Annotated in this window: 26 protein-coding genes and 1 pseudogene; 13 read left to right on the top strand and 14 right to left on the bottom strand. The window is 70.8% G+C overall.

The features are described 5' to 3' along the window. The 7 genes from ACFPZ3_RS27160 to ACFPZ3_RS27130 form a co-directional block, all read right to left on the bottom strand. Nucleotides 1-159 (bottom strand): aldehyde dehydrogenase family protein (locus tag ACFPZ3_RS27160; protein ID WP_379517065.1); only part of this gene is annotated, 159 nt, incomplete at its 3' end. A gap of 63 nt (nucleotides 160-222) precedes the next feature. Then, on the bottom strand, nucleotides 223-1,494 hold the full coding sequence (locus tag ACFPZ3_RS27155) for a cytochrome P450 (protein ID WP_379517055.1): 1,272 nt from the start codon (nucleotides 1,492-1,494) through the stop codon (nucleotides 223-225). Then, nucleotides 1,491-2,264, bottom strand: coding sequence for a ferredoxin (locus ACFPZ3_RS27150; RefSeq protein WP_379517054.1), 774 nt, complete (start codon nucleotides 2,262-2,264; stop codon nucleotides 1,491-1,493). The genes ACFPZ3_RS27155 and ACFPZ3_RS27150 overlap by 4 nt, the downstream gene beginning before the upstream one ends. 34 nt (nucleotides 2,265-2,298) lie before the next feature. Continuing rightward, nucleotides 2,299-2,607, bottom strand: a complete 309-nt coding sequence (locus ACFPZ3_RS27145) for a hypothetical protein (protein WP_379517053.1) — start codon at nucleotides 2,605-2,607, stop codon at nucleotides 2,299-2,301. After that, nucleotides 2,589-3,404, bottom strand: a complete 816-nt coding sequence (locus ACFPZ3_RS27140) for a hypothetical protein (protein WP_379517052.1) — start codon at nucleotides 3,402-3,404, stop codon at nucleotides 2,589-2,591. The genes ACFPZ3_RS27145 and ACFPZ3_RS27140 overlap by 19 nt, the downstream gene beginning before the upstream one ends. After that, nucleotides 3,352-4,377: a glycoside hydrolase family protein gene (locus tag ACFPZ3_RS27135; RefSeq protein ID WP_379517051.1), complete on the bottom strand. Its 1,026-nt coding sequence runs from the start codon at nucleotides 4,375-4,377 to the stop codon at nucleotides 3,352-3,354. The genes ACFPZ3_RS27140 and ACFPZ3_RS27135 overlap by 53 nt, the downstream gene beginning before the upstream one ends. Before the next feature lie 284 nt (nucleotides 4,378-4,661). Next, nucleotides 4,662-6,104, bottom strand: coding sequence for an MFS transporter (locus ACFPZ3_RS27130; protein ID WP_379517050.1), 1,443 nt, complete (start codon nucleotides 6,102-6,104; stop codon nucleotides 4,662-4,664). A gap of 135 nt (nucleotides 6,105-6,239) precedes the next feature. Between ACFPZ3_RS27130 and ACFPZ3_RS27125 the strand changes: the two genes are divergently transcribed. From ACFPZ3_RS27125 to ACFPZ3_RS27115, 3 genes are all read left to right on the top strand, one after another. Then, on the top strand, nucleotides 6,240-6,689 hold the full coding sequence (locus ACFPZ3_RS27125; RefSeq protein WP_379517049.1) for a MarR family winged helix-turn-helix transcriptional regulator: 450 nt from the start codon (nucleotides 6,240-6,242) through the stop codon (nucleotides 6,687-6,689). Nucleotides 6,690-6,920: 231 nt separating this feature from the next. Next, nucleotides 6,921-7,304 (top strand): hypothetical protein, encoded by a 384-nt coding sequence (locus tag ACFPZ3_RS27120; RefSeq protein ID WP_379517048.1) that lies wholly within the window; start codon nucleotides 6,921-6,923, stop codon nucleotides 7,302-7,304. An 18-nt stretch (nucleotides 7,305-7,322) separates the two neighbouring features. Beyond that, entirely contained in the window at nucleotides 7,323-7,748 is a 426-nt protein-coding gene (locus ACFPZ3_RS27115; RefSeq protein WP_379517047.1) for a hypothetical protein, read from the top strand. 84 nt (nucleotides 7,749-7,832) lie between these two features. Here ACFPZ3_RS27115 and ACFPZ3_RS27110 read toward each other — a convergent pair whose 3' ends face one another. From ACFPZ3_RS27110 to ACFPZ3_RS27090, 5 genes and pseudogenes are all read right to left on the bottom strand, one after another. Continuing rightward, the gene (locus ACFPZ3_RS27110; RefSeq protein ID WP_379517067.1) at nucleotides 7,833-8,042 is read right to left on the bottom strand and encodes a hypothetical protein; all 210 of its coding nucleotides are present in this window, start codon (nucleotides 8,040-8,042) and stop codon (nucleotides 7,833-7,835) included. Further along, a pseudogene (locus ACFPZ3_RS27105) lies at nucleotides 7,999-8,250 on the bottom strand (2-hydroxyacyl-CoA dehydratase); the annotation flags it as partial. The gene ACFPZ3_RS27110 and the pseudogene ACFPZ3_RS27105, both read right to left, overlap by 44 nt. Beyond that, nucleotides 8,250-8,624 carry a 2-hydroxyacyl-CoA dehydratase family protein gene (locus tag ACFPZ3_RS27100; RefSeq protein WP_379517046.1) on the bottom strand — a complete coding sequence of 125 codons (375 nt, stop codon included), beginning with the start codon at nucleotides 8,622-8,624 and terminating at the stop codon, nucleotides 8,250-8,252. The gene ACFPZ3_RS27100 and the pseudogene ACFPZ3_RS27105, both read right to left, overlap by 1 nt. Nucleotides 8,625-8,694: 70 nt before the next feature. Continuing rightward, on the bottom strand, nucleotides 8,695-10,506 hold the full coding sequence (locus tag ACFPZ3_RS27095; RefSeq protein WP_379517045.1) for a heparinase II/III family protein: 1,812 nt from the start codon (nucleotides 10,504-10,506) through the stop codon (nucleotides 8,695-8,697). An 11-nt stretch (nucleotides 10,507-10,517) separates the two neighbouring features. Beyond that, nucleotides 10,518-11,738, bottom strand: coding sequence for a LacI family DNA-binding transcriptional regulator (locus tag ACFPZ3_RS27090; RefSeq protein ID WP_379517044.1), 1,221 nt, complete (start codon nucleotides 11,736-11,738; stop codon nucleotides 10,518-10,520). 213 nt (nucleotides 11,739-11,951) lie between these two features. Here ACFPZ3_RS27090 and ACFPZ3_RS27085 point away from each other — a divergent pair, with 213 nt between their 5' ends. The 8 genes from ACFPZ3_RS27085 to ACFPZ3_RS27050 all read left to right on the top strand — a co-directional run bounded on the left by ACFPZ3_RS27085 (nucleotide 11,952) and on the right by ACFPZ3_RS27050 (nucleotide 20,733). Then, nucleotides 11,952-13,232, top strand: a complete 1,281-nt coding sequence (locus ACFPZ3_RS27085; RefSeq protein WP_379517043.1) for an ABC transporter substrate-binding protein — start codon at nucleotides 11,952-11,954, stop codon at nucleotides 13,230-13,232. Beyond that, entirely contained in the window at nucleotides 13,229-14,143 is a 915-nt protein-coding gene (locus ACFPZ3_RS27080) for a carbohydrate ABC transporter permease (RefSeq protein WP_379517042.1), read from the top strand. Before ACFPZ3_RS27085 ends, ACFPZ3_RS27080 begins: the two co-directional genes overlap by 4 nt. Continuing rightward, complete coding sequence (locus ACFPZ3_RS27075; RefSeq protein ID WP_379517041.1) at nucleotides 14,140-14,964, top strand: carbohydrate ABC transporter permease; 825 nt, start codon at nucleotides 14,140-14,142, stop codon at nucleotides 14,962-14,964. Before ACFPZ3_RS27080 ends, ACFPZ3_RS27075 begins: the two co-directional genes overlap by 4 nt. A 20-nt stretch (nucleotides 14,965-14,984) precedes the next feature. Next, nucleotides 14,985-16,403: an RICIN domain-containing protein gene (locus tag ACFPZ3_RS27070; RefSeq protein ID WP_379517040.1), complete on the top strand. Its 1,419-nt coding sequence runs from the start codon at nucleotides 14,985-14,987 to the stop codon at nucleotides 16,401-16,403. A gap of 51 nt (nucleotides 16,404-16,454) precedes the next feature. Continuing rightward, nucleotides 16,455-17,429, top strand: coding sequence for a hypothetical protein (locus ACFPZ3_RS27065; RefSeq protein ID WP_379517039.1), 975 nt, complete (start codon nucleotides 16,455-16,457; stop codon nucleotides 17,427-17,429). Nucleotides 17,430-17,500: 71 nt separating this feature from the next. Continuing rightward, on the top strand, nucleotides 17,501-18,427 hold the full coding sequence (locus ACFPZ3_RS27060; protein ID WP_379517038.1) for a cucumopine synthase-related protein: 927 nt from the start codon (nucleotides 17,501-17,503) through the stop codon (nucleotides 18,425-18,427). Then, on the top strand, nucleotides 18,424-19,512 hold the full coding sequence (locus tag ACFPZ3_RS27055; RefSeq protein ID WP_379517037.1) for an NAD(P)/FAD-dependent oxidoreductase: 1,089 nt from the start codon (nucleotides 18,424-18,426) through the stop codon (nucleotides 19,510-19,512). The genes ACFPZ3_RS27060 and ACFPZ3_RS27055 overlap by 4 nt, the downstream gene beginning before the upstream one ends. A gap of 3 nt (nucleotides 19,513-19,515) precedes the next feature. After that, on the top strand, nucleotides 19,516-20,733 hold the full coding sequence (locus ACFPZ3_RS27050; RefSeq protein WP_379517036.1) for a cytochrome P450 family protein: 1,218 nt from the start codon (nucleotides 19,516-19,518) through the stop codon (nucleotides 20,731-20,733). Here ACFPZ3_RS27050 and ACFPZ3_RS27045 read toward each other — a convergent pair. Beyond that, nucleotides 20,730-21,647: an ABC transporter ATP-binding protein gene (locus tag ACFPZ3_RS27045; RefSeq protein WP_379517035.1), complete on the bottom strand. Its 918-nt coding sequence runs from the start codon at nucleotides 21,645-21,647 to the stop codon at nucleotides 20,730-20,732. The genes ACFPZ3_RS27050 and ACFPZ3_RS27045 overlap by 4 nt on opposite strands. 12 nt (nucleotides 21,648-21,659) lie before the next feature. Then, nucleotides 21,660-22,268 carry a TetR/AcrR family transcriptional regulator gene (locus ACFPZ3_RS27040; RefSeq protein WP_379517034.1) on the bottom strand — a complete coding sequence of 203 codons (609 nt, stop codon included), beginning with the start codon at nucleotides 22,266-22,268 and terminating at the stop codon, nucleotides 21,660-21,662. A gap of 139 nt (nucleotides 22,269-22,407) precedes the next feature. Between ACFPZ3_RS27040 and manA the strand changes: the two genes are divergently transcribed. Both manA and ACFPZ3_RS27030 read left to right on the top strand, forming a co-directional pair. Beyond that, the gene (gene manA / locus ACFPZ3_RS27035; protein ID WP_379517033.1) at nucleotides 22,408-23,631 is read left to right on the top strand and encodes a mannose-6-phosphate isomerase, class I; all 1,224 of its coding nucleotides are present in this window, start codon (nucleotides 22,408-22,410) and stop codon (nucleotides 23,629-23,631) included. Between the two features lie 86 nt (nucleotides 23,632-23,717). After that, a complete protein-coding gene (locus ACFPZ3_RS27030) occupies nucleotides 23,718-24,500 on the top strand; it encodes a bestrophin-like domain (RefSeq protein WP_379517032.1) in 783 nt (260 codons plus the stop codon). Nucleotides 24,501-24,573: the final 73 nt, after the last annotated feature.

Below are 24,573 nucleotides of genomic sequence, written 5' to 3'. Positions count from 1 at the left end.
CAGCGCGGCGTCGGCGGCCTCCACCGCCCTGGCCACGTCCTTGGCGCCGCCGCGCGGCACCTCGTCGAAGACCTCCTCGGTGGCGGGGTTCACCACCTCTATCGCCGTGCCACCGCTCGCCGGCACCCACTCGCCATCGACATAGATCCGATGCGGCATGACCCACCTCAATTATGGGAGCTAAATTCTAGATTCCGATTCTAGATTCTCTCCCGGGGCGGATCAACCGATGCGGAGGGGAAGCGTGCGCGGACCGCGTACCTGACTGGCGGCCCAGGTCACGGCCGACGCGTCGGCGAGGCCGAACTCGGGGATGCGCTCCAGCCACACCTCCAGCGCCACCCGCAGCTCCATGCGCGCCAGGTGTGAGCCCACGCACCGGTGGATCCCCAGCCCGAACGCCGCGTGCCGGTTCACCTCCCGGTCGATGACCACCTCATCGGCCCGCTCGAACTGGGCCGGGTCGCGGTTGGCCGCCGGGAAGGACAGCAGGATCCAGTCGTCGGCCTTCATGTCCACGCCGTTCCAGCGCATGTCCTCCTTGACCAGCCGCGCCATCGTGACCGGCGCGAACGCCCGCAGGAACTCCTCCATCGCCGTCGGCAGCAGCCCCGGCTCCGCCACCAGCCGCCGCCGATCCTCCGGCGTCCTGGCCAGATGCCACAGCGAGGCCCCGATCGCGCTCCACGTCGTGTCGATGCCCGCGATCAGCAGCAACGTCATCGTGCCCACCACGTGCATGGGATCGAGCTTCTCGCCGTCCATCTCGGCGTCGAGGAGGAACGACGTCAGGTCGTCGCGCGGGTGCTCGACGTGGTCATGGATCTGCGCCACCAGGTACTCCGACAACCTGGTGAACCGCGCGAGACGCTCCTCCGGCGGCCGGTTGACGCTCTCCAGCGCGCTCTCGACGAACTCGCCGAACCGCGGCCCGTCCTCCTGCGGGAAGCCGAGCATGTCCGCGATCACCCGCATCGGAATGTGCTGAGCGTATTCGCGCGCGGCGTCCACCACCTCGCGACCCTCCATCGCGTCGATCAGCGCGTGGCAGAACGCCCTGGTCGCCTCCTCCCGCTTGGCCACCGCCGACTTCGTGAAGGCGGGCAGCAGCAGCTTGCGGGCGTCGTGGTGGAAGGGCGGGTCGGAGGAGATCGGCGGCACACCGCCCCGTGGGGCCAGCTCCAGGGGCGGCCGGACGTTGCTCACGATGATCGCCCGCGAGGAGAAGCGGTCGGTGTCGTAGGCGATCGACGCGACGTCCTCGTAACGGGTGGGCAGCCACACCCCGCCGAACCGCTCGGTGTGCGCGATCGGGCAGCGCTGCCGCAGCTCGTCCTGGATCGGATAGGGATCGGCCGCCCAGCCGGGATCGACGTGGGAGAAGTCGGTCGCCCAGTCGGAGACCGGATCGGTGACGATCTCGCTGATCGCCCCGATCTGGCGGTTCCTGCGCGCCTCTTCGAGCTCCTCGGTGAAACGCGCGTCCCCGCTCATCGCACTACCTCGATCGCGCGTTCCGGGCAGTTCGACGCGGCCAGCCGCGCGGCCGCCTCCTGCCCCTCCGGCACCGGGCCGCCGCCCAGCACCGTCCCGTAACCTTCGTCGTCCTCGCCGAACAGGTCGGGGGCGAGGTCGTAGCAGCGGCCGTGCCCATGACATCGCTCGGAGTCGATCTGCACCTTCATGGCCTCATTCCCATCCGTACGGGGGTGTTGAGTGCGATACGTCCTCGAAAGAATTAAAAATTCGTTCATTTCACACGTCAAGCCCCTGCCTGAAGTGCTTGGACATCGGAACACCCCGATGCAGCCCATGGCGCGCAGGTCGTGTTCGCCGAGCGTCCAGTTGCAGGCGACCTGCATGAGCTGCGCCTGGATCATGTCGCCCGCCTGCAGCGAGTCGTCGATCAGCAGCACGAAGGGCCGCCCCGGGCGGAGCTGGCGCATCAGCAGCTGATGCAGCGCGAGCTCGCCGCTGCGGTCGTCGCGCACAGGCGCGTTGACCAGCAGGTCGTCGGGGGTCAGGTTGGCGGCGGGGATCAGCACGACCTCGGTGCCGGGATATGCCTCGGGGATGTACGACATGAACGTCGAGGTCTTGCCGATGCCGTGCTCGCCGAACACCTGCCCGGTCTGCCCCATGGTCAGCATGGCATCGATGAAGCGCTCCAGCCGCGGCCGGGCGGTCTCTCCCGGCGGCTCGGGGTAGGTGGCGCTGGGCTTCCAGCCGGCGGGGATCGTGGGGGCGGGCTCGGTGATGGTCACGTGTGGGTTCTCTCAGTCTCGTGCGACAGGCGGATCAGCGGTCGCCGGTGGTGACCCGGTGGCAGGCCATCGGCGGTGTGCGGGTCTCGGGCCAGGTGTCGCCGTTGTCGGTGATCAGCCAGATCCACCGGTCAGGGTCGGCCAGGGTCACGTGCGGGGCGTAGCCGTCGGTCACCATGATCACGGCGTCCGGGCGGGCGTCGAACGCGTGGCCGTCGACCTCCAGGCGGCCTTCCGCGTAGTCGACGACGTTCTGGAAGTCGGTGCCGCCGCCACCCAGCACCCGCTCTCCCGGGACGAACGGCATGACCACGCCGTCGAAGCTCAGCCAGTGCGTCTCCACGCCCTCGGCTGGCCGACGAGCGTGGTCAGCCACTCCACCACGTCGTCGGACATGGACCCCGAGGTATCGATGGCCACCAGCACGACCTTGGTGCGTTCTGGGCCGCGCCGCGACAACATCGGGTCGTGCCCCAGCGCCAGCAGCACCGCGCCCAGCTTCTTGGGGTAGATCAGGCGCTCGCCCTCGCGCAGCTTGGAGGCGAGCGTGTCGACGAGCCAGCGTTTCCACCACTCGACCCTGCGGGTGCGCGGGGTCTCGCCGCGCAACGCCGCCAGGCCCAGGTTGCCCCACAAGCGGGTGAGCCGCTCTCCGCCGCCCTCGGTGCGCCCGGCCAGATCGAGCAGCTCGGAGCGGGCCTGCTCGTTGCCCCCCAGATCCTGGCGCATGACTTCGCCCAGCACCTGCGTGGCGACCCGCTCCACGGTCTCCGCATCCATGGGGACGCCGTCGCCGTCACCTTCGATCATGTGGATGCAGAGCGGCAGTGCCACCGGCGGGCCGGTCATCCGCTTGAGCTCTCCGTAGACCGACAGGTCGGTGACGACGAACTCGTCGTAGGACAACGGGCCCAGGCCCTGAGCCCGCAGATCCGCGGTGTAGTGCCGGTGGACGGTCTTCGGATCGATGCCGATCTCCTCGCCCTCCTTCGAGCGGGGCAGCCCGCGCCTGCCCAGCCGGGTGAGCACCACATGGTTGATGGTGACCTCGGTGGCCAGGGTGAACACGGGATCGGCGCGCAGCCCCTCATCGACGTGGAGGTGGCGCTGGATGAGGTGGCGAGCCTCGTGGTAGAGCACGAACTTGACGCCGTGGATGCCCAGGGAGACGAAGCGATCGGGGTTGTACAGCAGCAGGCAGGTGCCATCGCCCGAGGCGACGACCGCCGCCGTGGGGACGGCCGTCCATTCCGCGGCGTACCAGCACGGCCACCGCCTTGGCGGCGCGCGGTCCGCCAGGGGTCAGGGTGAGCATGCTCGGGTCCACGCGCGCCGAGTGGGTCGCGACCAGAACTCCCCGCGTTCGGTACCAGAGCGCACGGAGCTCGTCGGGGAGGTCGGGGCGCGTGATCAGCAGCGTGGTGGCCTCCTCGTCGAAGGGGCGGTCGGCGGCGGCGATGGCGGTCCAGTCGATCTGGTCGCGCAGCCCCAGGTGATCTTCGCGTCGCTCCAGGCGGTCGTCGTTGAGCTCCTCGATCAGTCCGCCCGTGCCCTCGGCGTGCTTCACCGCCTCGCGCAGAGCGCTGGCGTCGGCCAGCGCCTCCCGTACGACCTCTTTGACCTCGGCGTGCAGTCCGTAGCTGTCGGCCAGCAGTTCCAGGGCCGCACGCCCGCCGTCGTGGTCGTGGACGGTGAGCAGGGCGCGCAGTTGCTCGGCGCGGGTGAGAGCGGAGCCCGCCTTGCTCAAAGCGGTGCGCGCGGCGCCCGGCAGCGGGCAGACCACGGCGGCGCGCAGCCGGCTGGGTGCGGGTGACTGCAACAGTTCGGTGAGTACGCCTTCCCGGCCGCTCCAGCCGGCGCCGCGGGCGGCCGCCAGGACGTCCCGGCGGGCGCGTAGCGACCATTTGCGCGGCCCGTCGCGGACCATCCCCAGCGCCGCCCGCGCCACTTCGGCGTAGCCGGTGGCGGCGAGCCGGTCGCGAAGCCACGGCTTGGCGGCGAGAAGCGGCCCGTTCGCGGCCAGCCGGCCGGCCTGGACGGGATCGCCGGCGGCGAGAACGGCATCGATGAGCGCGTCGGGCAGCGGGCCGTCGTCGAGGGCTGGGCCAAGCACGTCCGAGACCGAGGCGAGAGGGTGGTGCCAATCGTCCAGTTTGGAGGCTTGCAACAGGGGTCGCAGCCTTTTGCTGTACTCGGGGAGTCGGCTCCAGGTTGTTATGGGAGGGCTCCGGTGGTGTCGTCGGGGAGGGGCAGCGGACAGGCGTGGAAGTGTAGTTGATCAACGGAGCGCCGGCTGGCCGATTGATGCCGCTCGCGGTCGTTTGGGTTCCACGGCGCCGGGCCGGTGGGCCGGCCGTGACGACCCCCCGCGTCGCGAGGGGTGTCGCCGGGCGGTGGTCAGCGCTTCACGACGGCCGGGGGTGCCTCGATGTGCAGGGTCTCACGCTGTGGCTCGCGGCGGGCCGGGAGGGTCATGGTGATCAGCGCGGCCGCGAGCGCGGCGCCGCAGCCGATCAGCATCCCGGTGCGGAATCCGGCCTCCGACGGCAGGACGTGCCCGCCGAAGTTCACGGTGAGCTGCGACAGGACGAGCCCCACCACGGCGGCCGACGCGGTGGTGCCGATGGAGCGCATCAGGGTGTTGAAGCTGTTGGCGGCGCCCGTCTCGGACCGGGGCACCGCGCCCATGATGAGGGCGGGCATCGAGCCGTAGGCGAAGCCGATGCCGATGCTGCACACGCACGTGACGATCAGCAGGCCCCAGGGGGAGCCGAGCAGGACCATGGAGGAGCCGTACCCGAGCGCCATGATGAGGCTGCCGACGATCAGCGTGACCTTGGGGCCGCGGGCGGCGGACAGGCGGGCGCCGATCGGTGAGATGACCATCATCATCAGGCCGGAGGGAGCCATCCAGAGGCCGGCGGCCAGCATCGACTGGCCAAGGCCGTAGCCGGTGGCCTCGGGGAGTTGCAGGATCTGCATGACGATCAGCGACTGGGCGTACATGGAGAAGCCGACCACGATCGAGGCGAGGTTCGTCAGCAGCACCTGGGGCCGGGCGGTGACCCGCAGGTCGACCAGGGGGTCGCGGACGCGCAGCTCCCACCAGCCCCACAGCGGCAGCAGGACGACCGCGGCGCCGAGCAGGCCGAGCGTGGTGCCGCTCGACCAGCCCCAGTCGGCGCCCTTGGAGACGCCCAGCAGCAGGCACACCAGGCCGGCCCCCAGGCCGAGCGCGCCCACGAAGTCGATGCGGCCCCTGGCACTGGCGGGTGTGGCGGGGACGAGCAGCCAGATGAGCAGCCCGACGACCAGGCTCAGCACGGCGGTGACCCAGAACAGCACCCGCCAGCTCGCGTATTCGGCGACCGCGGCGGCCATCGGCAGGCCGAGCGCGCCGCCGATGCCCATGGACGAGCTCATCAGCGCGATGGAGGGGCCGAGCCGGTCGGGCGGGAGCACGTCGCGCAGGGCGCTGATGCCCAGCGGGATCAGGCCCATGCCCATGCCCTGCAGCCCCCGGCCGATGATCATGGGGGTCAGCGAACCGGCGAGCGCGCAGACGACGCAGCCCAGGACGAGCGGGATCGCGCAGATGAGCATCATGCGCCGCTTGCCGAACAGGTCGCCCAGCCGCCCCATCACCGGCGTCGTGACCGCTCCGGCCAGCAGTGTGGTCGTGACCACCCAGGAGGCGTTGGAGGCCGTGGTGCCCAGGATCTTCGGTAATTCGCCGATCAGCGGGACGACCAGGGTCTGGGTGAGTGAGGCGACGATGCCGGCCACCGCCATCACCGTGACGATGCCATTGGGGCTGGCCCCCGATCTGGGCTCTTCCACCCGGATCCCCCTTCTCTTCTCCGACAGGAAAGCGATGTGCACGCTACACATCGAGTGTTACATGCATGCATTGTGGGGGTTACACATTTCCGCCGAAGATAGGCTGAACACACCCGAAGGGGGAGATGGACCGGCATGGAAAAGCCCACTCACCTGATCGAGTACGAGACCATGCTGCTCGGGCAGCATCGTCATCTCGACCGCAGCGCGTACATCCTGCTGAGCCGCATCCGCATGGAGGGCATGATGTCCATCGGGCAGCTCAGCGAGGCGTTCGGGCTCGACGTCTCGACGCTCAACCGGCACACCTCGTCCCTGCTGCGCGCCGGGCTGGCCGAGCGCATCCCCGATCCCGAGGGCGGGATCGCCCGTAAGTTCCGGCTCACCGAGGCGGGCGAGCGCCACCTCGACTGCGAGCGCGCCAGGAACATCGACGGCCTGGAGACGGTGCTCGCCGACTGGACGGCCGACGAGGTGACGGCCTTCGCCGCGTTCCTCAAGCGCTTCAACACCGACATCGAGCGCCTCGGCGGGCGCCCCTGGCCCCGCCCGGAACGCCGCCAGGACAGCGGCGCGGGCGTGTAGCGGCGGAACCCGCTGACACACGGCGTCTTCCCCTCTGAGAGCGAGCAGAACTGCCGCCCTTAGAGGGGTTTTCGCGTTATGGAACGTTCCATAACGCGAGCGGCGTGGACCGGGATCGGCTCTTGATACTTCCTTGAACCTCCCGCTGCGGGGTGGTTCGTGGCGCTGCCGCCTCGACTGGCTTACTTTTCGGCTGCAGATCACTTCTGGGGGTAACCGAAGGGGAGTTCCATGCTGCGTCACACTCTGACCGGCGGGTTCGCGCTGGCCGTCGGCTGTGTACTGGCCGCCGGGCCGGTCGCGCACGCCGACATCTACGCGCCGTACGCGCGGGCCGCCGCCATCGTCGACGCCGACGGGCGGCTGAACAACTTCAAGAACGTCATCTCCTCCAGCCGGGTCGGGCCCGGCCGGTACTGCGTCCGCGTCGCCAAGTCGGTGACCGTCAAGAGCGCGCTCATCCAGATCACTCCGCGCGATGCGCTGCGGCTGCCGCACATCGCCTACCGGAACCCGTCGCCGACCTGCGATGAGCGCAACACGCTCACCGTCCACGTCTACGACGTCGACACGACGCATCTGGCCGACGGCGGCTTCGACGTCGCCATCTCCTGAACCTGAAAGGACACGAGAATGAAGAGCATTTCAAGCCTCGCCGCCGTCGCGCTCGCGGCGGCCACCGCCCTGGCTCCGGCCGCCGCCGCACATGCCGACACGCCGTACGCGCAGGCGGCGGTCCAGGTCGGGGCGGACGGGGACCCGGTGGGGGTCAGGAAGAACGTGGTGAAGACCTGGCGGGAGAGCCCGGGCCTCTACTGCGTCGTCCTGCACAAGAACGTCAACCTGCACGGCCCGGTGGCGATCCTGGCCACCGCCGCGGGCAGGCAGACGTCATACGTCTCGCTGTCGGTCAGCCTGAACTCGCCGCGATGCGACAAGCACGACGATGAGCACGACGAGGAGATGGACGGCAAGCAGGACGGTGAGGTCGTCGCCGTCCAGAGCCTTGGCGCGGCCGGCAGCCCGCGCGACACCGCCTTCTTCCTGATCGTGTCCTGACGCGGGTCGTGTCCTGACGCGGGTCGTGTCCTGACGCGGGTCGTGTCCTGACGCGTGGCCGCGGGCGGAGCGCTCCGCCCGCGGTCACGGCCGCAGGACGACCTCCTCCAGCCAGCGTCCGACGCGTTCGGAGACCTGCCCGCCGTCGTAGGTGCGGGTGTCCACGTTGTCGGCCTCGATGACCGGGGAACCCGGCCGCCTCCAGGGCCCTGGCGGTGAAGTAGCTGCCGCGCGGGTCGTCGGAGACCAGGTGGACCACGCCGTCGATGCCGTGCAGGCGGGCCTCCTTGACATACCACTCGCTGGACCAGGGCGGGGTGTAGAGCTGGACGGTGAAGGCGGCGAAGCGGGCGGCGAGCGCGCGCATCGGGTCGTCGCCGTAGCGGAGGTAGCCGTCGGCGGCGATCGCCAGGTACATCGACCAGACGAACACGGCGCCGTACTCGTCCTGGAAGCGCTGGTAGAAGCCCATGTCATGCCAGAGGCCGCGGCCGATCCACATCAGCCTGGCCCGCTCGCCGGGGCAGGCGGCCGCACCCGCGTCCACCCGGCGCGCACCTCCTCGTACAGGCTCCTGGCGGCGTCGCGGGCCCACTCGGTGCCGCGGTGCCACTGCGGGAGCATGACGGCGGGGATGCCGTCGTTGACGCCGATCGGGGCGGGGCGGGTGCGGGCGATGAGGTCGCGGGTCTTCCTGTTCCACTCCTCCTGCTCGTTGACCAAGGCCATGACCTCGCGGAAGCGGGATTCCCCGAACCTCCCGCCGGTGGTGGTCTCCAGGAACCTGTCCGCCCGCCTGCGCGCCGACCGCCGCGACTGACCCGCCGACCGCCACCGCCGGCACACCCCAGACCGGGCCCGCGAGCGCGAACCCACCTCGTCAGGCCAGGCCCGCCACCGTGGACACACCTCGTCAGGCCAGGCCCGCCACCGTGGACACACCTCGTCAGACCGGGTCCGCCACCGTGAAGACGAAGTGGTGCGTGCCCGGGGGGACGCGGGCCGTCAGGCGTACCCGGTGGATCGTTTCCTTCTCGCCGTCGTGACCGCGGACCTCACGTTCTTCCGCCCGCGCCTGCCACCCGGCCGGAACGGCGAGTTCGACCGGTCCCCACAGCACCCTGTCCGGCAGTGGCTCCGGGCGCAGGCGGGACACGAACAGCTCCTCCACCAGGGCGTCCGCGGTGGTGAAGCCGAAGGTGTCCACGAGTTCCAGTGTGCCGGGACGCCAGTGGAAGGCGCGGGTGAAGCGGGTTAGGGCGGGGGCGGTGTAGGCGGGGGTGAGATCGAGCGCGAACGTCAGGGAGTCCGGGGTCGTGGTGTGTTCCAGTACCTCGGCGTGGTGGGCGCGCCCGGGTTGCTGGGCGGTGCCGTCGATCAGGGGGATGGAGTGCCATTCCGCCGATGCCTGGGGCATCTGGTAGCGGCCTTCGCGGAAGTAGTCGCGGGTGTACTCGGGCGCGCCGAAGTCGTCCAGCACCGTTCGTCCGTGGGCGTGCAGGATGAAGTGGCCGAGGTCCAGGTGGTTGTGCGGCTCGTCGTTGTGCCCGCCCTTGGCGGCGAAGGCCAGGCCGGAAGCCCTGGCCACGACGATCGCGGCGTCCGGCAGGTACGTGTACGGCTCCGCATCGGCGCCCTCCCGCGCGTCCGTCCGCTCCGCATCGGCGATCCCCGGCAGGTCCATCCGCTCCGCATCGGCAGCCCCCTGCGCGTCCGACCGCTCCGCATCGGCAGCCCCCTGCGCGTCCATCCGCTCCGCATCGGCGACCTCCGGCGCGTCCGACCGCTCCGCGTCGGCGGCCTCCTGCGCGTCCATCCGCTCATGGGGTCCGTCGCCGGACCACCACAGCGTGCGGCTCAGGTGGGCCCAGCGGTAGCAGGGGTCGTCGTGGAAGGACGGGGCGGCGGCCGGGGGCGGGGTGGGGACGCCGAGCCGGGCCGTCAGGCGGGACAGCAGCCCCGCTGGGTAGACGCCGTGGGCGTGGGAGTCGGCGAAGGCTGGTCTGGTGCCGTCGCCGAGGTCGATCCTGGCGGGGTATGCGGCCATCTCCCGTACGTGAGGATCGTCCAGAAGGTCCTCGCCAGTGTGCTCGCGCAGTGCTTCGGCGAAGTAGACGAAGTATCCGAAACCGTAGGACCAGTAGTCGGGGCCCTCCAGGCAGGCGCCGTCCGGGCCGGTGCCCATCAGGAACACCTCGAGGGCCTTCCTGACCCGGGGCAGGAGGTGGTCGGAGCCGAGGGCGAGGGCGGCCATGCCGATGGCCCCCGCGCACACGGCCGACCAGTTGTGCGTGGCCGACTCCCACCACATCGTGCTCTCGTCCAGGGGGCGGAAGATCCTGCGCTCGACCTCCTCCCGTACGCGGGCGCGGACCCGGGGGTCGAGGTGCTCGCCGAGCAGGACGGTGGCCTCGGCCAGAGTGTGGCCGGTCTCGGCGGCGAACAGGTCCACGAACGCGTTCGGCGGGCCGTTCTCCGGCTCGTGGGCGGGCAGTACCCAGGTGCGTTCGTCGCAGACCGACCACAGGAGGTCGTCCAGGGCCGGGTCCGGGCGGTCGTCCAGGTGGGCGGCCAGGACCAGCGCGGCCAGGCGTCGGCGGCGCTCGAAGTAGGCACGTTCGTAGGCCCGCCGGTCACCGGTGTCGGCGAAGCGCCGCCAGAGGGTGAAGGTGAGCTCGGGAGCCGGGGTCGTCCGTGCCCGGTCCGCCTCCGAGCGGATCTCGGCGGTCAGGGGACCGTTTGTGGGGGTCGCAGGCATGTGTTCCTCAGTCATCCGGGGCCGACGGCCCGAACCGCATCAGGACCGCCGGCCCGGACCACATCAGGGCCGATGGCCTGAACCGCATCGGAGCCAGGCGGGCGGACCACATCGGAGCCAGGCGGGCGGACCACATCAGGACCGACGAGCCGAACCGCATCAGGACCGACGAGCCGAACCGCATCGGGGCCGAATAGCTGGACCGTATCGGGGCCGAGGGGGCGGACCGAGTTGCGGACCACGATGTGTGTGCCCAGCGTCAGAGGCCCGGCCGGTGGGCGGCCGAGCGCGAGGCGTACCGCCGCTCTGCCGAGTTCGTCGTGCGGCAGGTGCACAGTGGTCAGGCCCAGGTCCTCGGCCGGAGGCACGTCGTCGTAGCCGACGACGGACAGATCGTCGGGCACTCGGAGCCCGTGCTCGCGCAAAGCCTGGACCGCCCCCGCCGCGAGCAGATCGTTCCCGGCGAAGATGGCGGTGAAGTCACGCGGCCCAGCCACCAGACGCCCCTTCATGGCGACATAGCCGGCCTCCCGCGAGAACTCCGCCTCGACCTCCAGGGACGACTCGGCGGGCAGCCCGTACGAGGCCAGCGCGCTGCGGTAGCCGGCCACCCGGCTGTCGGAGGTGCTGTGACCGGGCCGCAGCCCGAGGTAGAGGATGCGGCGGTGGCCGGCCGAGAGCAGGTGGGCGGTCACGGCGTGCGCCCCGCCGGTGTTGTCGAAGTCCACGACCAGGGCGGGCACCCCCTCCCCCAGCGGCGGCCGGCCGCACAGGACGAGGCGGGAGCCCGCGGCGGCCAGGGCGTGGGCGTACTCGCTCATCCGTTTGCGGTAGTCCTCGTCCACGATCACGCTGCCGACCAGGATGACCGCCTCGGCCCGCTGCTCGCGCAGGAGCTGCACGATGGACAGCTCGCGGCCGGGGTCGCCGCCGGTGGTACAGATCAGCGACAGCCGGCCCTCCTGCGCGGCCTGCTCCTCCACGCCCTGGGCGATGTAGGCGTAGTACGGCACGGCGACGGTGTTGACGACGATCGCGATGGCGCCGGGCCGGGCCGCGGACAGGGCGCGGGCGTGGGCGTTGGGGACGTAGTCGAGCTCGCGTACGGCCCGCATGACCTTGTTGCGGGTGCCGGCCAGGACCGGGTAGTCGCCGGTCAGCACCCGGGAGACGGTGGCGACCGAGACCCCGGCCCGCCGGGCCACGTCCCTGATGGTGACGCGTCCGCTCATGCGGCCTCCCAGGGAATGCGGGTAATCGGTTACTTGGACAGTGTCCAGGACGCTAGGAGATGCCTCACCACCCGTCAACCCCGGCCTCACAACGTTTGTAACGAAAAGTTAACAGCGCATTGACGCACCCAGAGGGCGCGTCTAGCGTCCGCGTCACGACGTCTGAAGTAACCGGTTACCTCATCTCACTCCCCCCATGGAGAGGTGGCCCCGATGGACAGACCACTCACCCGCCGCGGACTGCTGAAGGGCTCGGTGCTCTTCGTCGCCGGCGCCGCCGTCTCGGCCTGCTCCACCGGAGACCCGCTGGGCCGGCCGGCGCCCGCGCAGGGCACGGCGAAGATCACCCTGACGCACTGGTACCACGAGTACGGCGAGGAGGGCACGCAGCAGGCGGCCATGCGGTACGCGGCCGACTTCACCAAGGCCAACCCCGACATCGCGGTCAAGGTCTCCTGGATCCCCGGCGACTACGCCACCAAGTGGACCGCCGCCGTGCTCACCGCCGACGGCCCCGACGTGTACGAGGTCAACGACGTCACCCCGAACATGGTCAAGGCCGGTCAGGTCACCCCGCTGGATGAGGTGCTGGGGGCGGAGAAGGCCGACTACAACGCCAAGGTGCTGGAGCCGTACACGTGGGGCGGCAAGGTGTACGCGGTGCCGATGATCGTGGACCCGATGCTGGTCTTCTACTCCAGAACCCTGTTCCAGCAGGCCGGGGTGAGCGTGCCGGCGAGCTTCGCCGAGTTCTCCGCGGCGGCCGTGAAGCTCACCCAGGGCAAGCGGAAGGGCCTGTTCGCCGGCAACGACGGGGTCGGGCCGCTGGGCCAGATGGTGCCCTGGTCGAACGGCAACCTGCTGATCGACGACCGGAAGATCACCTACGACGACCCGAAGGTGGTCGAGGCGCTGACCGCGCTCAAGGACCTGTACGACGCCAAGGCCACGCTGCAGGGCTACTCCACCGACTGGTGGGATCCCGGCGCGCTGATCAACGGCGCGGCGGCCATGCAGTGGGTCGGCCTGTGGGCGGTGCCGGGCATGACCGAGGCGCTGGGCGGCGACTTCGACGCCTTCGCGCTGCCGCCGTTCGGCCCCGGCGGGCAGGCCGTGGTCAACATGGGCGGCTGGGTGCAGGTGGTCAACGGCAAGAGCCGCAACCTGGAGGCGGCCAGGAGGTATGTGCGCTGGTTGTGGGTGGACAACACGGCGGCGCAGACCGACTGGAGCCTGGCCTACGGCTTCCACATCCCGCCCCGCAACAGCGCCGCCGCCAAGGCCGGCAAGCTGAACACCGGCCCCGCCAAGACCGTCATGGACGCCGTGGCGGCCCACGGGATCAAGCAGCCGGCGTTGTGGACGCCCGAGGTGCGCCAGCCCTACACCGACGCCGTCACCGCCATCGTCAAGAAGGGCGCCGACGCGAAGAAGACGCTGGCCGCGGCGGCCGAACGCTCTCAGGCCCTCCTGAACGAGGTGCCCGTCCTATGAACTGGCCGGCCTGGCGCGCGTTCGCGCTGCTCACGCTGCCGATGGTGGCCGGGCTGTTCGTGTTCAAGTACGTGGCCATCGGCTGGGGTCTGCTGCTCAGCTTCAACGACGCCCGGGGCACGATCGCGCTGGGCGACTGGAACGGGCTGGACAACTACCGGCGCCTGCTGGGCGACCCGGCCTTCACCCGGTCGCTGGTCACGATCCTGGCGTTCACGCTGTTCATCGTGCCGGTGACGTTCGCCCTGGCGCTGGGCCTGGCGGTGCTGGTGAACCGGCTGCGCGGCGGCCGGGCGCTGCTGCGGACCACGTTCTTCATCCCGGCGGCCGTCTCGTACGTGGTGGGCGCGCTGGTGTGGAAGATGAGCCTGTTCAGCGGCACGCCGTCGGGGGTGGCCAACAGCCTGGCGTACCTGCTGGGCCAGGAGGACTCGATCGGCTGGGTGGCGACCGTGGACCCGCCGCTGTACTGGGTCGTGCTGGTCACCGTGCGGTTGTGGTTGCAGACCGGCTTCTACATGATCCTGTTCCTGGCCGGGATCCAGCAGGTCCCCGCCCAGCTCTACGAGGCGGCCAGGGTGGACGGGGCCGAGTCGGAGGGGCGGCTGTTCCGGCACATCACGTGGCCGATGTTGCGCAACACGTCGGTGGCGGTCGTGCTGCTGCTGATCATCAACGCGTTCCAGGCGTTCGACGAGTTCTACAACATCCTGGCCTCCAACCTGTCGGGGCTGGGCGGCGCGGACGGGCGTACCCCGCTGATCTACCTGTTCCAGACGGCGCTCGGCGAGCAGAACTACGGCGCGGGGTCGGCGGGGGCGTTCGTGATCACCGTGCTGATCGTGGTGTTCACGCTGCTCCAGGGCCGTTTCGCCGGGTTCGGCAGGACCGCCGAGGAGGAGGGGCGATGAGGCGGCGGGCGCGGCTGGGGTCGTACGCGGCCGTGATCGTCTTCGCGGTGCCGTTCCTGCTGCCGTTCTACCTGCTGCTGCGCAACGCGCTGATGAGCAGGCGCGAGCTCGGCTCGCTGGACTGGCACTGGTGGCCGGAGACGATCACCTTCCAGGGCTTCGCCGACGCGTTCGGCAACGAGGCGGTGCCGCTGGCGCACGCGCTGGGGAACTCGGCGCTGATCTCGGCGATCTCCGCGCCGCTGTCGACGCTGCTGGCCTCCATGGCCGGGTACGCGCTGGCCCGCATCCCCGTGGCCGCGTCCCGCCCGGTGTTCTTCCTCATCATCGCCACGATGATGGTGCCGGGCGCGGCCACGTTCATCCCGACGTTCGTCGTGGTCGGCTCGCTCGGCGGGGTGAACACGCTGTGGGGGCTGATCATGCCCGGCCTGTTCAGCGCGTTCGCCGTGCTCCTGTTCCGCGGCTTCTACCTGCGCTTCCCCCGCGAGCTGGAGGACGCGGGCCGGGTGGACGGCCTGGGCTACCTCGGCCTGTACGGCCGCCTGGCGCTGCCGAACTCCGGCGCCCTGTTCGCCTCGCTCGGCATCCTGTCCTTCATCGAGCACTGGAACGCGTTCCTGTGGCCGCTGGTCATCGGCCAGGACCCGGAGTTCTGGACGGTGCAGGTGGCGCTGTCGACCAACCTCAACCAGCAGGCGGTCAACCTGCCGGCGCTGTTCGCCGGCGCGCTCGTGGCCATCCTGCCCCTGGTCGCCCTCTTCCTCATCGCGCAGCGGTGGATCGTCAGGGGCGTCCTGCTGACCGGCATCAAGGGCTGATCGCCCCCGAGAGGAGCTCCATGTCCCGCGCCCTGCTCTTACTCACCGCCCTCATCCTCGCCTTCCTGCCCGCACTCCCGGCCCAGGCCGCCCCCGTGACGGTGCCGGTCGGCGCCCAGTTCACCGACACCTCGGGCAACCTGCTGCACGCGCACGGCGGCGGTGTGGTCAAGGTCGGCTCCTACTACTACTGGTTCGGGGAGAACCGCAACGCCAACGGCACCTTCCGTTACGTCTCCGCCTACCGCTCCAGCGACCTGCGTACCTGGGAGTTCCGCAACCACGTGCTCACCCAGTCCAGCGCCGCCGAGTTGCAGGTCGCCAACATCGAGCGGCCCAAGGTCATCTACAACGCCACCACGGGCCAGTTCGTCATGTGGATGCACAAGGAGAACGGCAGCGACTACGGCGAGGCCCGCGCGGCCGTGGCCGTGTCGAGCACCGTGGACGGCGCCTACACCTACCTGCGCAGCTTCCGGCCGCTGGGCCACATGTCGCGCGACATCACCGCGTTCGTCGACACCGACGGCACCGGCTACATGATCTCGGCCGCCGACGAGAACTACGACCTGCACATCTACCGGCTGAGCGCCGACTACACCGACGTGACCACGCTGGCGCGCATGTGGGACGGCGACCACCGGGAGGCGCCGGCCATGTTCAAGCGCAACGGCGTCTACTTCCTGCTCACCTCGGCGGCGACCGGCTGGCAGCCCAACCAGGCCAAGTACGCCACCGCCACCAGCATCACCGGCACCTGGAGCGCCTGGCAGAACACCGGCGACGCGCTCACGTTCGGCTCCCAGTCCGCGTACGTGCTGCCGGTGCAGGGCACCTCCGGCACCACCTCCTACCTGTACATGGGCGACCGGTGGGCCGGCGCCTGGGGCGGCCCGGTCAACGACTCGCGCTACGTGTGGCTGCCGATCCAGTTCTCCGGCAACACCACGATGAGCCTGTCGAACGCCCGCCAGCTCACCGTCGACGCCGCCGCCGGCACGATCACCGCGACCGGCTCCGGCTACGACCGCCTGACCGTGCGGCACTCCGGCAAGTGCGCCGACGTGCGCAACGGCTCCACCGCCAACCTGGCGGCGATCATCCAGTACGACTGCAACGGCGGCCCCAACCAGCAGTGGCGCATCCAGTCGATCAGCGGCGGCTACGTGCAGATCGTCGCCCGCAACTCCGCCAGGTGCCTCGACGTCAACGGCGCCGCCACCGCCGACGGAGCCGCGTTACAGCAGTACGGCTGCGGCACGGGCACCAACCAGCAGTGGACGCTGCAGGACGCGGGCGGCGGCTATCTGCGGCTGGTGGCCAGGCACTCGGGCAAGTGCGCGGACCTGCCCAGCTCCTCCACGGCCAACGACGTGCAGTTCAAGCAGTATCCCTGCAACAGCGGCCAGAACCAGCAGTTCACCCGCACACCGCTGTAACGGGAAAAATGTCCTCGCGGGCGGGCCGTGGCCCCCGATAGATTCGTTGACGTGTCGGAACCCCTCGAAATCGCGTGCGACGAGTCCGGCGCGGAGGGCGAGAAGCTCGTCGGCGGCAACAGCGACGTCTTCGCGCACGCCAGCGTGCTGATGGACGCCGAGGCCGCGGCCGTCTGCGTCGGCGAACTCCGGGAGAGGGCGCCGACCCCCGCCGTCGAGTTCCGCGCGGGCAACATCCTGCGCGACAAGCACCGGGCGGCGCTGCTCTGGCTGCTCGGCCCGCGGGGGCCGGTACTCGGCAACGTGCGCGTGTTCCTCACCGACAAGATCTTCTACGTCGTCGGCAAGATCGCCGGCCTGCTCCAGGACGACCACGAGCCGCGCCTCGGTCTCGACCCGAACGCCAGGGCCGCGGCCGTCGCCCTCTACCGGGAGGGCCGCCGGGCGTTCGGCGCGGAGCGGTGGGCGGCCCTGCTCGACTCCTTCAACTACCTGCTGCGCGCCAAGAACGGGCAGGGCGTCACCACGTCGGTCGAGGAGACGTTCCGGCTGGTCGAGGAGCTGCGCGGGGCCGGAGGGCCGGCCGGGGAGATCATGGAGTCGTTGTGGCGGGCCAGGCCGCGCGTCGAGTCCTTCAGGGAGCGGCTGCTGGCCGACCCTTACGTCTTCCCCGAGCTCGACCCGCTCATCCCGGCCATCGTCCAGGCCGTCACGTTCTGGGGCGCGGACGGCGAACCGGTCACCGTCGTCCATGACCGGCAGACCACGCTCACCGACGAGCGTGTCGCGCAGATGAGCCGGATCCTGGGCGGGCGGATGGCCGGGCTGCGACTGGTCAACTCGGAGACGGACGAGCGGGTGCAGATCGCCGACGTGATGGCGGGCGTCGCCCGCAAGATCGCCCTCGCCGGGCTGCAGGGACACGCCGATCCCGTGCTGACCGCGCTGATCCGCCCGTATGTGGACCCGGCGTCCATCTGGGGTGATGACCACAACTTGGCACCTGACCAGGTCATACCTCGGTAAACAGCGCCACCCCGGCCCTAGCGTCACAATGTGCGACGTTAGAGTGACGTATTGTGAACGATACTAAGCATGTGGAAATATCCTGGCCCGGCATCGGCATCACCGTGGCCGCCGAACTCGATGAGCGCAACCCCTCCCTGGCCCAGTGCCTGTGGGACGCGCTGCCCTACCGCAGCCTGCAGGGACACGCCCTGGTGGCCGGCTACCACCTGTACCACCTCGCCCCGGTCCACTCGCTGCTGCACACACCCGCAGAACTCAAGGTGGACCGGCGTACCGTGCCCGACGGCACCCTGTTCTGCTCCCGCCTGCAGCACCTCGGCATCAAGTACGGCGAGCTGACCGAGCCCATGACCGCCACCCCGATCGGCAAGGTCGTCGACGCGGACCTCGACGCCCTCAGCCAGGCGGGCCGCGAGGTGTGGCACTCGGTCTACACCACCAAGGAGCCCGTCATCGCCGAGGTCCGCCGCACCGGCCAGGCCAGCGGCCACGACCTGCCCCGCATGCCCGTCGGCGACCCCGAGCTCAACCAGCTCGCCACCGAGGTGCACGCCGAGACCAAGCGCATCTGGCTCGACCCGCCGCAGGAGCTGCTCAACCTGCACCAGGGCCGCATCCCGTCGGGCGCGGGCAGCTACGAGACCGTGCTGACCACGCTGCTGTTCGTCAACGGCGAAACCCGGCCGCTCGGCTACAGCTGTTACGGCGGCCTCGTCCGCGCCGCCCTGGACGGCATGCCGATGCCGTGGCTGCGCCAGATGACCCGCCAGCTCGCCCACACGCCCGCCGAGTTCCTCGGTTACTGCGGCCTGGACCGGCTGTGGGACTTCACCCAGCGGCTCCTGTCGGGCCTGGAGCGGATCAACAACCACGAGGACTTCATCGCGATCATGGGCCACATGGCCCTCTACTGCAACTGCCTGGGCGGCTGGAACCTGCACCTGTTCCCCTGGGAGGCGGGCGCGCACCTGCGCAGGACAGGGGCTCCGGCGTGAGCGAGGCCAGGGTGGTGGTGATCGGCGGCGGCGTCATCGGGCTGTCGATCGCCTTCCACCTGGCCGAGGCCGGGGTCGACGTGACGCTCCTGGAGCGCGGCACGCTCGGCTCCGGCGCCTCCCGAGCCACCGCCGACGTCGTACGCTCCTACTTCGCCGGCAACCCGGTCAGCTCGGCGCTGGCCGTACGCAGCCTCGACGCCTACCGTGCCTTCCCCGCCAGGCCCGGCACCGAGCTGCCGCTGCGGCAGGTCGGCTACCTGGTGCTGTTCACCGAGCCGGAACAGGTGACCGCCTTCGAGGCCGACCTGCCCGCCCAGCACGCCGCCGGGGTGGACGTCGACCTGATCACGGCCGAGGAGGCCAGGGAGCGCAACCCGCTCATCGGGGACCTGCCGCTGCTGGCCGCCGCGTGGTCGCCCGACGCCTACATCTCCGACACCACCGCCATCGTCACCGCGTACGCGCGGGCGGCCGAACAGGCGGGGGCGGCGCTGCGCACCGGCTGCCCGGTCACCGCGATCGACGCCGACGCCGGCCGGGTCCAGACCGCCGACGGGGAGTTGTCCGCCGACGCCATCGTGTGCGCCGCCGGCGCCTGGTCGGCCTCGCTCGTCCGCTGCGCCGGCGTGGACATGCCGCTCACCGAGCCGATCGAGCAGGAACTGCTCACCACCGACCCGCTGCCGCCCGGCACGCCGGACGTGCCGGTCACCCTGCACGCCGCCAGCGGCCTGCTGATCCGCATCCGCGGCGACCGCATGCTCATCGGCATGGGCTACCCGGGCGCCGACCGCGAATCGTGGCGCCGCGAGGTGGCCGAACGGCTGGCTGAGACGTACCCGAGCCTGTCCGGGCTGGCGCTGCACACCGCCGTCACCGGACTGCGCGACGCCAGCCCCGACAAGACCGCCTTCATCGGTCACCAGCCGGGGCCTCCGGCCTTCCTGTACGCGACCGGCTTCTCCGGCCACGGCCTGTGCAACGCCCCGGCCGCCGGCGAACTCGTCCGCGACCTCTACCTCAACCAGGACCCCGGCATGGACGTGACCGCGCTCGCGGTGAACCCACGACGAACGGGATGACCCATGACCGACGACAGCCGCTTCATCCTCGACCCGGCCACCCGCGACATGCACGCCGACAACGAGCACCTGCGCGCGGCCGGCCCGCTCGTGCCCGTGACCGCCGAGGGCGTGCCGGCCTGGGCCGCCACCCGGTACGCCACGCTGCTGGCCGTCCTGACCCACCCGGACCTGTCCAGGGAGCTGCGCCACTGGGCCGCCCGGCAGGCCATGCCGCCCGGCACCGCCATCGATCGCATCGTCACCGACACCTCGATGCTCAACGCCGAGGGCGAACGCCACCGCCGCCTGCGCATGCCGTTGACCGCCGCGTTCTCGCAACGCCGGCTCAACGGGCTGCGCCCGCGCATCGAGGAGCTCACCGTCCGGCTGATCGACCGGCTGGCGGGCATGCCGCCCGATGAGCCCGTCGACCTGCGGCTGGAGTTCGCCTACCCGCTGCCGCGCGAGGTCATCTCCGAGCTGATCGGCATCCCGGCCGCCCACCAGGAGGAGCTGCACCGCCTCACCGACGCCGTGGCCCAGGTCGGCGGCCTGGAGGACTCGCCGGAACTGCGCAAGGAGCTGCACGGGCTGCTCGACCAGGTCATCGACGAGCGCCGCGACACACCCGGCGAGGACCTCATCACCGACCTGTTCGAGCTGCACGAGAAGGACGGCGGGCGGCTGTCGGAGGAGGAGCTGTTCGCCACCATCGAGCTGCTGTTCATCGCCGGGCACGTCACGACCGTCAACCTCATCACCAACGCCATCGGCGCCCTGCTCAGCGAGCCGGACCAGCTCGACCTGCTGCGTTCAGGGCGGTGCCCGTACAGCGCGGCCGTGGAGGAGACGCTGCGGTGGGACTCGCCGATCGCGTACTTCCCCATGCGTTACGCCGTACGCGACGTCGAGATCGACGGCGTCCGCGTGCGCGGCGGCGAGCCGGTGCTGGCCTGCTTCGCCTCCGCCGGGCGTGACCCGGACCAGTACGGCGAGCACGCCCACCGCTTCGACCTCACCCGCGAGCAGATCACGCACCTGGCGTTCGGGCACGGGCCGCACTTCTGCCTGGGCGCGCCGCTGGCCAGGCTGGAGGGCGAGATCGCGCTGGGGGCGTTGTTCGCGGCCTTCCCCGGCATGAAGCTGACCACGCCGCTGGAGGAGCTGCCGCCGCTGGACACGCTCCTCGGCAACAGCACCCGCGCCATGCCCGTCCTGCTGGGCCCCCGGGCCCGCTAGACGCGCGCCGTGCCGGCGTGCCGGTCGTAGTGGCGCAGGAACAGCTCCTCCAGTGTCGGCGGGCGGCTCACCAGGCCGCGCACGCCCGCCTCGGTGAGCCGCCGCAACACCGGATCCAGGGCCGCCGTGTCGACCGTGAACCGCACCCGCCCGCCGTCCGTGCTCAGGTCGTGCACCCCGGGCAGCTCGGCCAGCCCGGCGGCGGGCGCCGCCAGCTCGGCCTCGATCGAGGTGCGGGTCAGGTGCCGCAGCCCGGCGAGCGTGCCCGTCTCCACCGCCCGCCCGTCACGGATGATCGTCAGCCGGTCGCACAGGGCCTCGACCTCGGACAGGATGTGACTCGACAACAACACCGTACGGTCGCCGCGCCGCTTCTCCTCCCTGACGCAGTCCCTGAACACCTCCTCCATCAGCGGGTCCAGACCGGAGGTGGGCTCGTCCAGGATGAGCAGCTCGGCGTCGCACGCCAGCGCCGCGACCAGCGCCACCTTCTGCCGGTCACCCTTGGAGTAGGTGCGCGCCTTCTTACGCGGGTCGAGCGCGAACCGCTCGAGCAACTCGGCCTTGCGCCGCCCGCCGTGCGATTTACCCGGGCCCCCGCGCAGCCGGCCGAGCAGGTCGATGGCCTCGCCCCCGGACAGGTGGGGCCACAACGTCACGTCGCCCGGCACGTACGCCAGCCGGCGGTGCAGCTCGCCCGCCTCCACCCACGGGTCGCCGCCCAGCAGCCGCACGGCGCCGCCGTCGGCACGGACCAGGCCCAGCAGGATCCTGATGGTCGTGCTCTTGCCCGCGCCGTTGGGCCCAAGAAAGCCGTGCACCTCGCCCGCGCTCACAGTGAGGTCGAGCCCGTCGAGGGCCTTGGTCGCCCCGAACGCCTTACGCAACCCGGAGACGGTGATGGCGTCAGTCATGGTGGTGCTCCTTCATTTCCGGTCCAGGACCGCCCGCGCCTCGGCGGCCTCATCAGGAGTGAGCAGGGGGTGGGAGTAGACGTCCAGCAGCGCCCGCAGCAGCTTGTCCTGCCCCTCCGCGCTGTCCAGGTCGATGCCCATGCCACGTTCGACGTGCTGGGCCAGGACGGTGAACGACAGCGCCATGGCGGCGATCACCGCCGAGCGCGACTTCGCGTCCACGTCGGGCGGATCCGCCCGGCTCCTGTCGGCCTGCGCGACCCACGGCTCGCCCATCCGCACCATCTCGTCGAAGAGCGGCGCCGCCCACCCTTCGGTCAGCGCCCGCGCCAGGTAACGCCGGTGGGCGCCCATGGCCGAGAGCGGGTTGAAGCCCTGAGGCGGCCCGCTCGCGGCCTGCTCGTGCAGCCGCCGCATGGTCTTCATCAGGTGCTCGTCGCACGCCTCGCGCAGCGCCTGCTTGGAGCCGAAGTGATGGCGCACCAGCCCCAGCGACACACCCGCCGTCTCGGCGATCTCGCGGATGGTGGCACGCTCGAAACCGTGCTCACCGATGTGCGCCATCGCCGCGTCCCTGATCCGGGCACGAGCCGTCAGGTCATCGGGATCCGGCACGGTCATCGCTCCCCCTGTTCATCCGTATAGCCCACTGTTCACTCGAAAAGCAGACTATACCCATGTATAGCCACTGTCCACCCGGTTACACGCATGCGCCGATCACGTTCTACGCTCCAGGCGACGACCGATTGGAGCCGACGCCGTGCCACAGACCGACCTGCCACCGGCCACCGCGCCCATGCGCCTGGCCACCACCATCCGCCCCTACGACTGGGGCTCGGTCACTGCCCTGCCGGAGCTGTTCGGAACGGAACCGACCGGGAAACCGCAGGCCGAACTCTGGATGGGCGCCCACCCCGGCGCGCCCTCGACCGTCCACGGCACCCCGCTGAACGAGATCATCGCCGCCGATCCCGCCGCCACCCTCGGCGAGCGCACCGCCGCCCGCTTCGGCGCCGAACTCCCCTACCTGCTCAAGGTCCTGGCCATCGGACGCCCGCTCTCCCTCCAGGTCCACCCCACGACCGAGCAGGCCCAGGCCGGCTACGCCGAGGAGAACGCACGCGGGATCCCGCTCGACGACTACGCGCGCACGTACAAGGACGCCTCGCACAAACCCGAGATGGTCTGCGCGCTCACCCCCTTCCACGGCCTGTGCGGCTTCCGCCCGCCCGCCGCCACCGCCGGCCTGCTCGACCGGCTCGACGTGCCCGGCCTGCGCCCCTGGATCGACACGCTCAGGACCGGCGAGCCAGCGCGGGCGCTGCGCGCCGTGTTCGCCGAGATGCTCGACGAGGCCGCGCGACCGCTGCGCGCCCAGGTCGAACAGGCCCTGCTCGCCGCCACCGACCACGACGCCGACCACCCAGACGCCGACCACGCAGACGCCGACGACCTGGCCGCCTACGGCGACATCGCCCGCGCCTACCCCGGCGATCCCGGCATCACCGCCGCCCTCCTGCTGCACCACGTCAGCCTGCGCCCCGGCCAGGCCCTCTACCTCGGCGCCGGGGTCCCGCACGCATACCTCGGCGGCATCGGCGTCGAGATCATGGCCAACTCCGACAACGTGCTGCGCTGCGGCCTGACCTCCAAGCACGTGGACGTGCCCGAGCTCATGCGGGTCGTCGACTTCACACCGTCGGACCCGCACCGGGTCGAGCCCGCGCAGGACGCCTCGGGCGCCTACAACTACCGGCCCCCGGCCCCCGAGTTCGCCCTCGCCCGCCACGACCTGGACGGCGCCCATCTCCTGCCGGCGCGCGTGCCGCAGATCGTGCTCTGCGTCGAGGGTGAGGTCCGTCTCGGGAACGATCTGACGCTTCGGCCGGGACAGTCCGCGTTCGTCCCCGCCGCCGCACCTCCGGCGCGGCTCGCGGGCAAGGGCGTCGTCTACCGCGCCCAGCCGGGCGCCTTTACAATGTAGATTTCTGCCATTCCCCGGTAGACGATCACAGTCCGCTACCCTATCGTTACTCTCTGCTTACCTATTGGTGCAGAGAGTGAGGTCTCATGTTCGTCGCCCTCATCGGCGTGCTCGTGGCGGTGGCCGCCGCAGCACTCGCGGGACTCGTCGCGTACGTGGTCGGCAGGGTCGTCTCCGCGCAGACCCGGCAGGATTTCCGCGACGGCAGCGGGCTGGTCAGCGGCATCGTCGGCACGTTGTTCGCGATCAGCGTCGGCCTCGTGGTCGTGGCCGCGTGGAACCAGGTCAACACAGCCGCCCAGACCACCTCCACCGAGGCCAGCAACCTGGTCGACGTCTACTGGTACTCCCGCAGCCTGCCCGAGACGCAGCAGGCGACGCTGCGGCACCTGGCCGACGAGTACGCCGCCGCGGTGATCCGTGAGGAATGGCCGCTCATGGCCGAACAGCACGCGTTGTCAGCCGGCGCGTGGCGCTCCATCGAGCAGTTGCGCGCGTTCTTCCAGACCATCGAGCCGCGCTCCAGCGCCGAGTCCGCGCGGTACGGGCAGGCCATGAGCCGCATCCAGGCCGTGCTCGACGCCCGCAGGGCCAGGGCGCAGATGGCCGACAGCGGCGTGCCCGCCCTGCTGTGGATCGCGCTGGGCGGTTGCGGGCTGATCGCCGTGCTGCCCTCGATCGTGTGCGGCAGCCCGGTACGCAAGGTGCACATCTCGATGGCGGCCGTGGTGGGCGGCCTGGTCGGCATGGTGCTCTTCCTGGTCTACCAGCTCGACTTCCCCTTCAGCGGCGGGGTCTCGATCTCCCCCGCCGCCTTCGAGCAGGCGCTCGACCGGTTCGCCAGCATCCGCTCGCTCGGCGCGGGATGACGGGCGGGATGACGCGCGGGATGACGGGCGGGAACGTTTCGTCCACCGCTTGAACGTCCCGTTCCTAGGCTCC

Source organism: Nonomuraea insulae (assembly GCF_042656245.1).
This window is presented reverse-complemented; position numbering and strand designations above follow the sequence as displayed.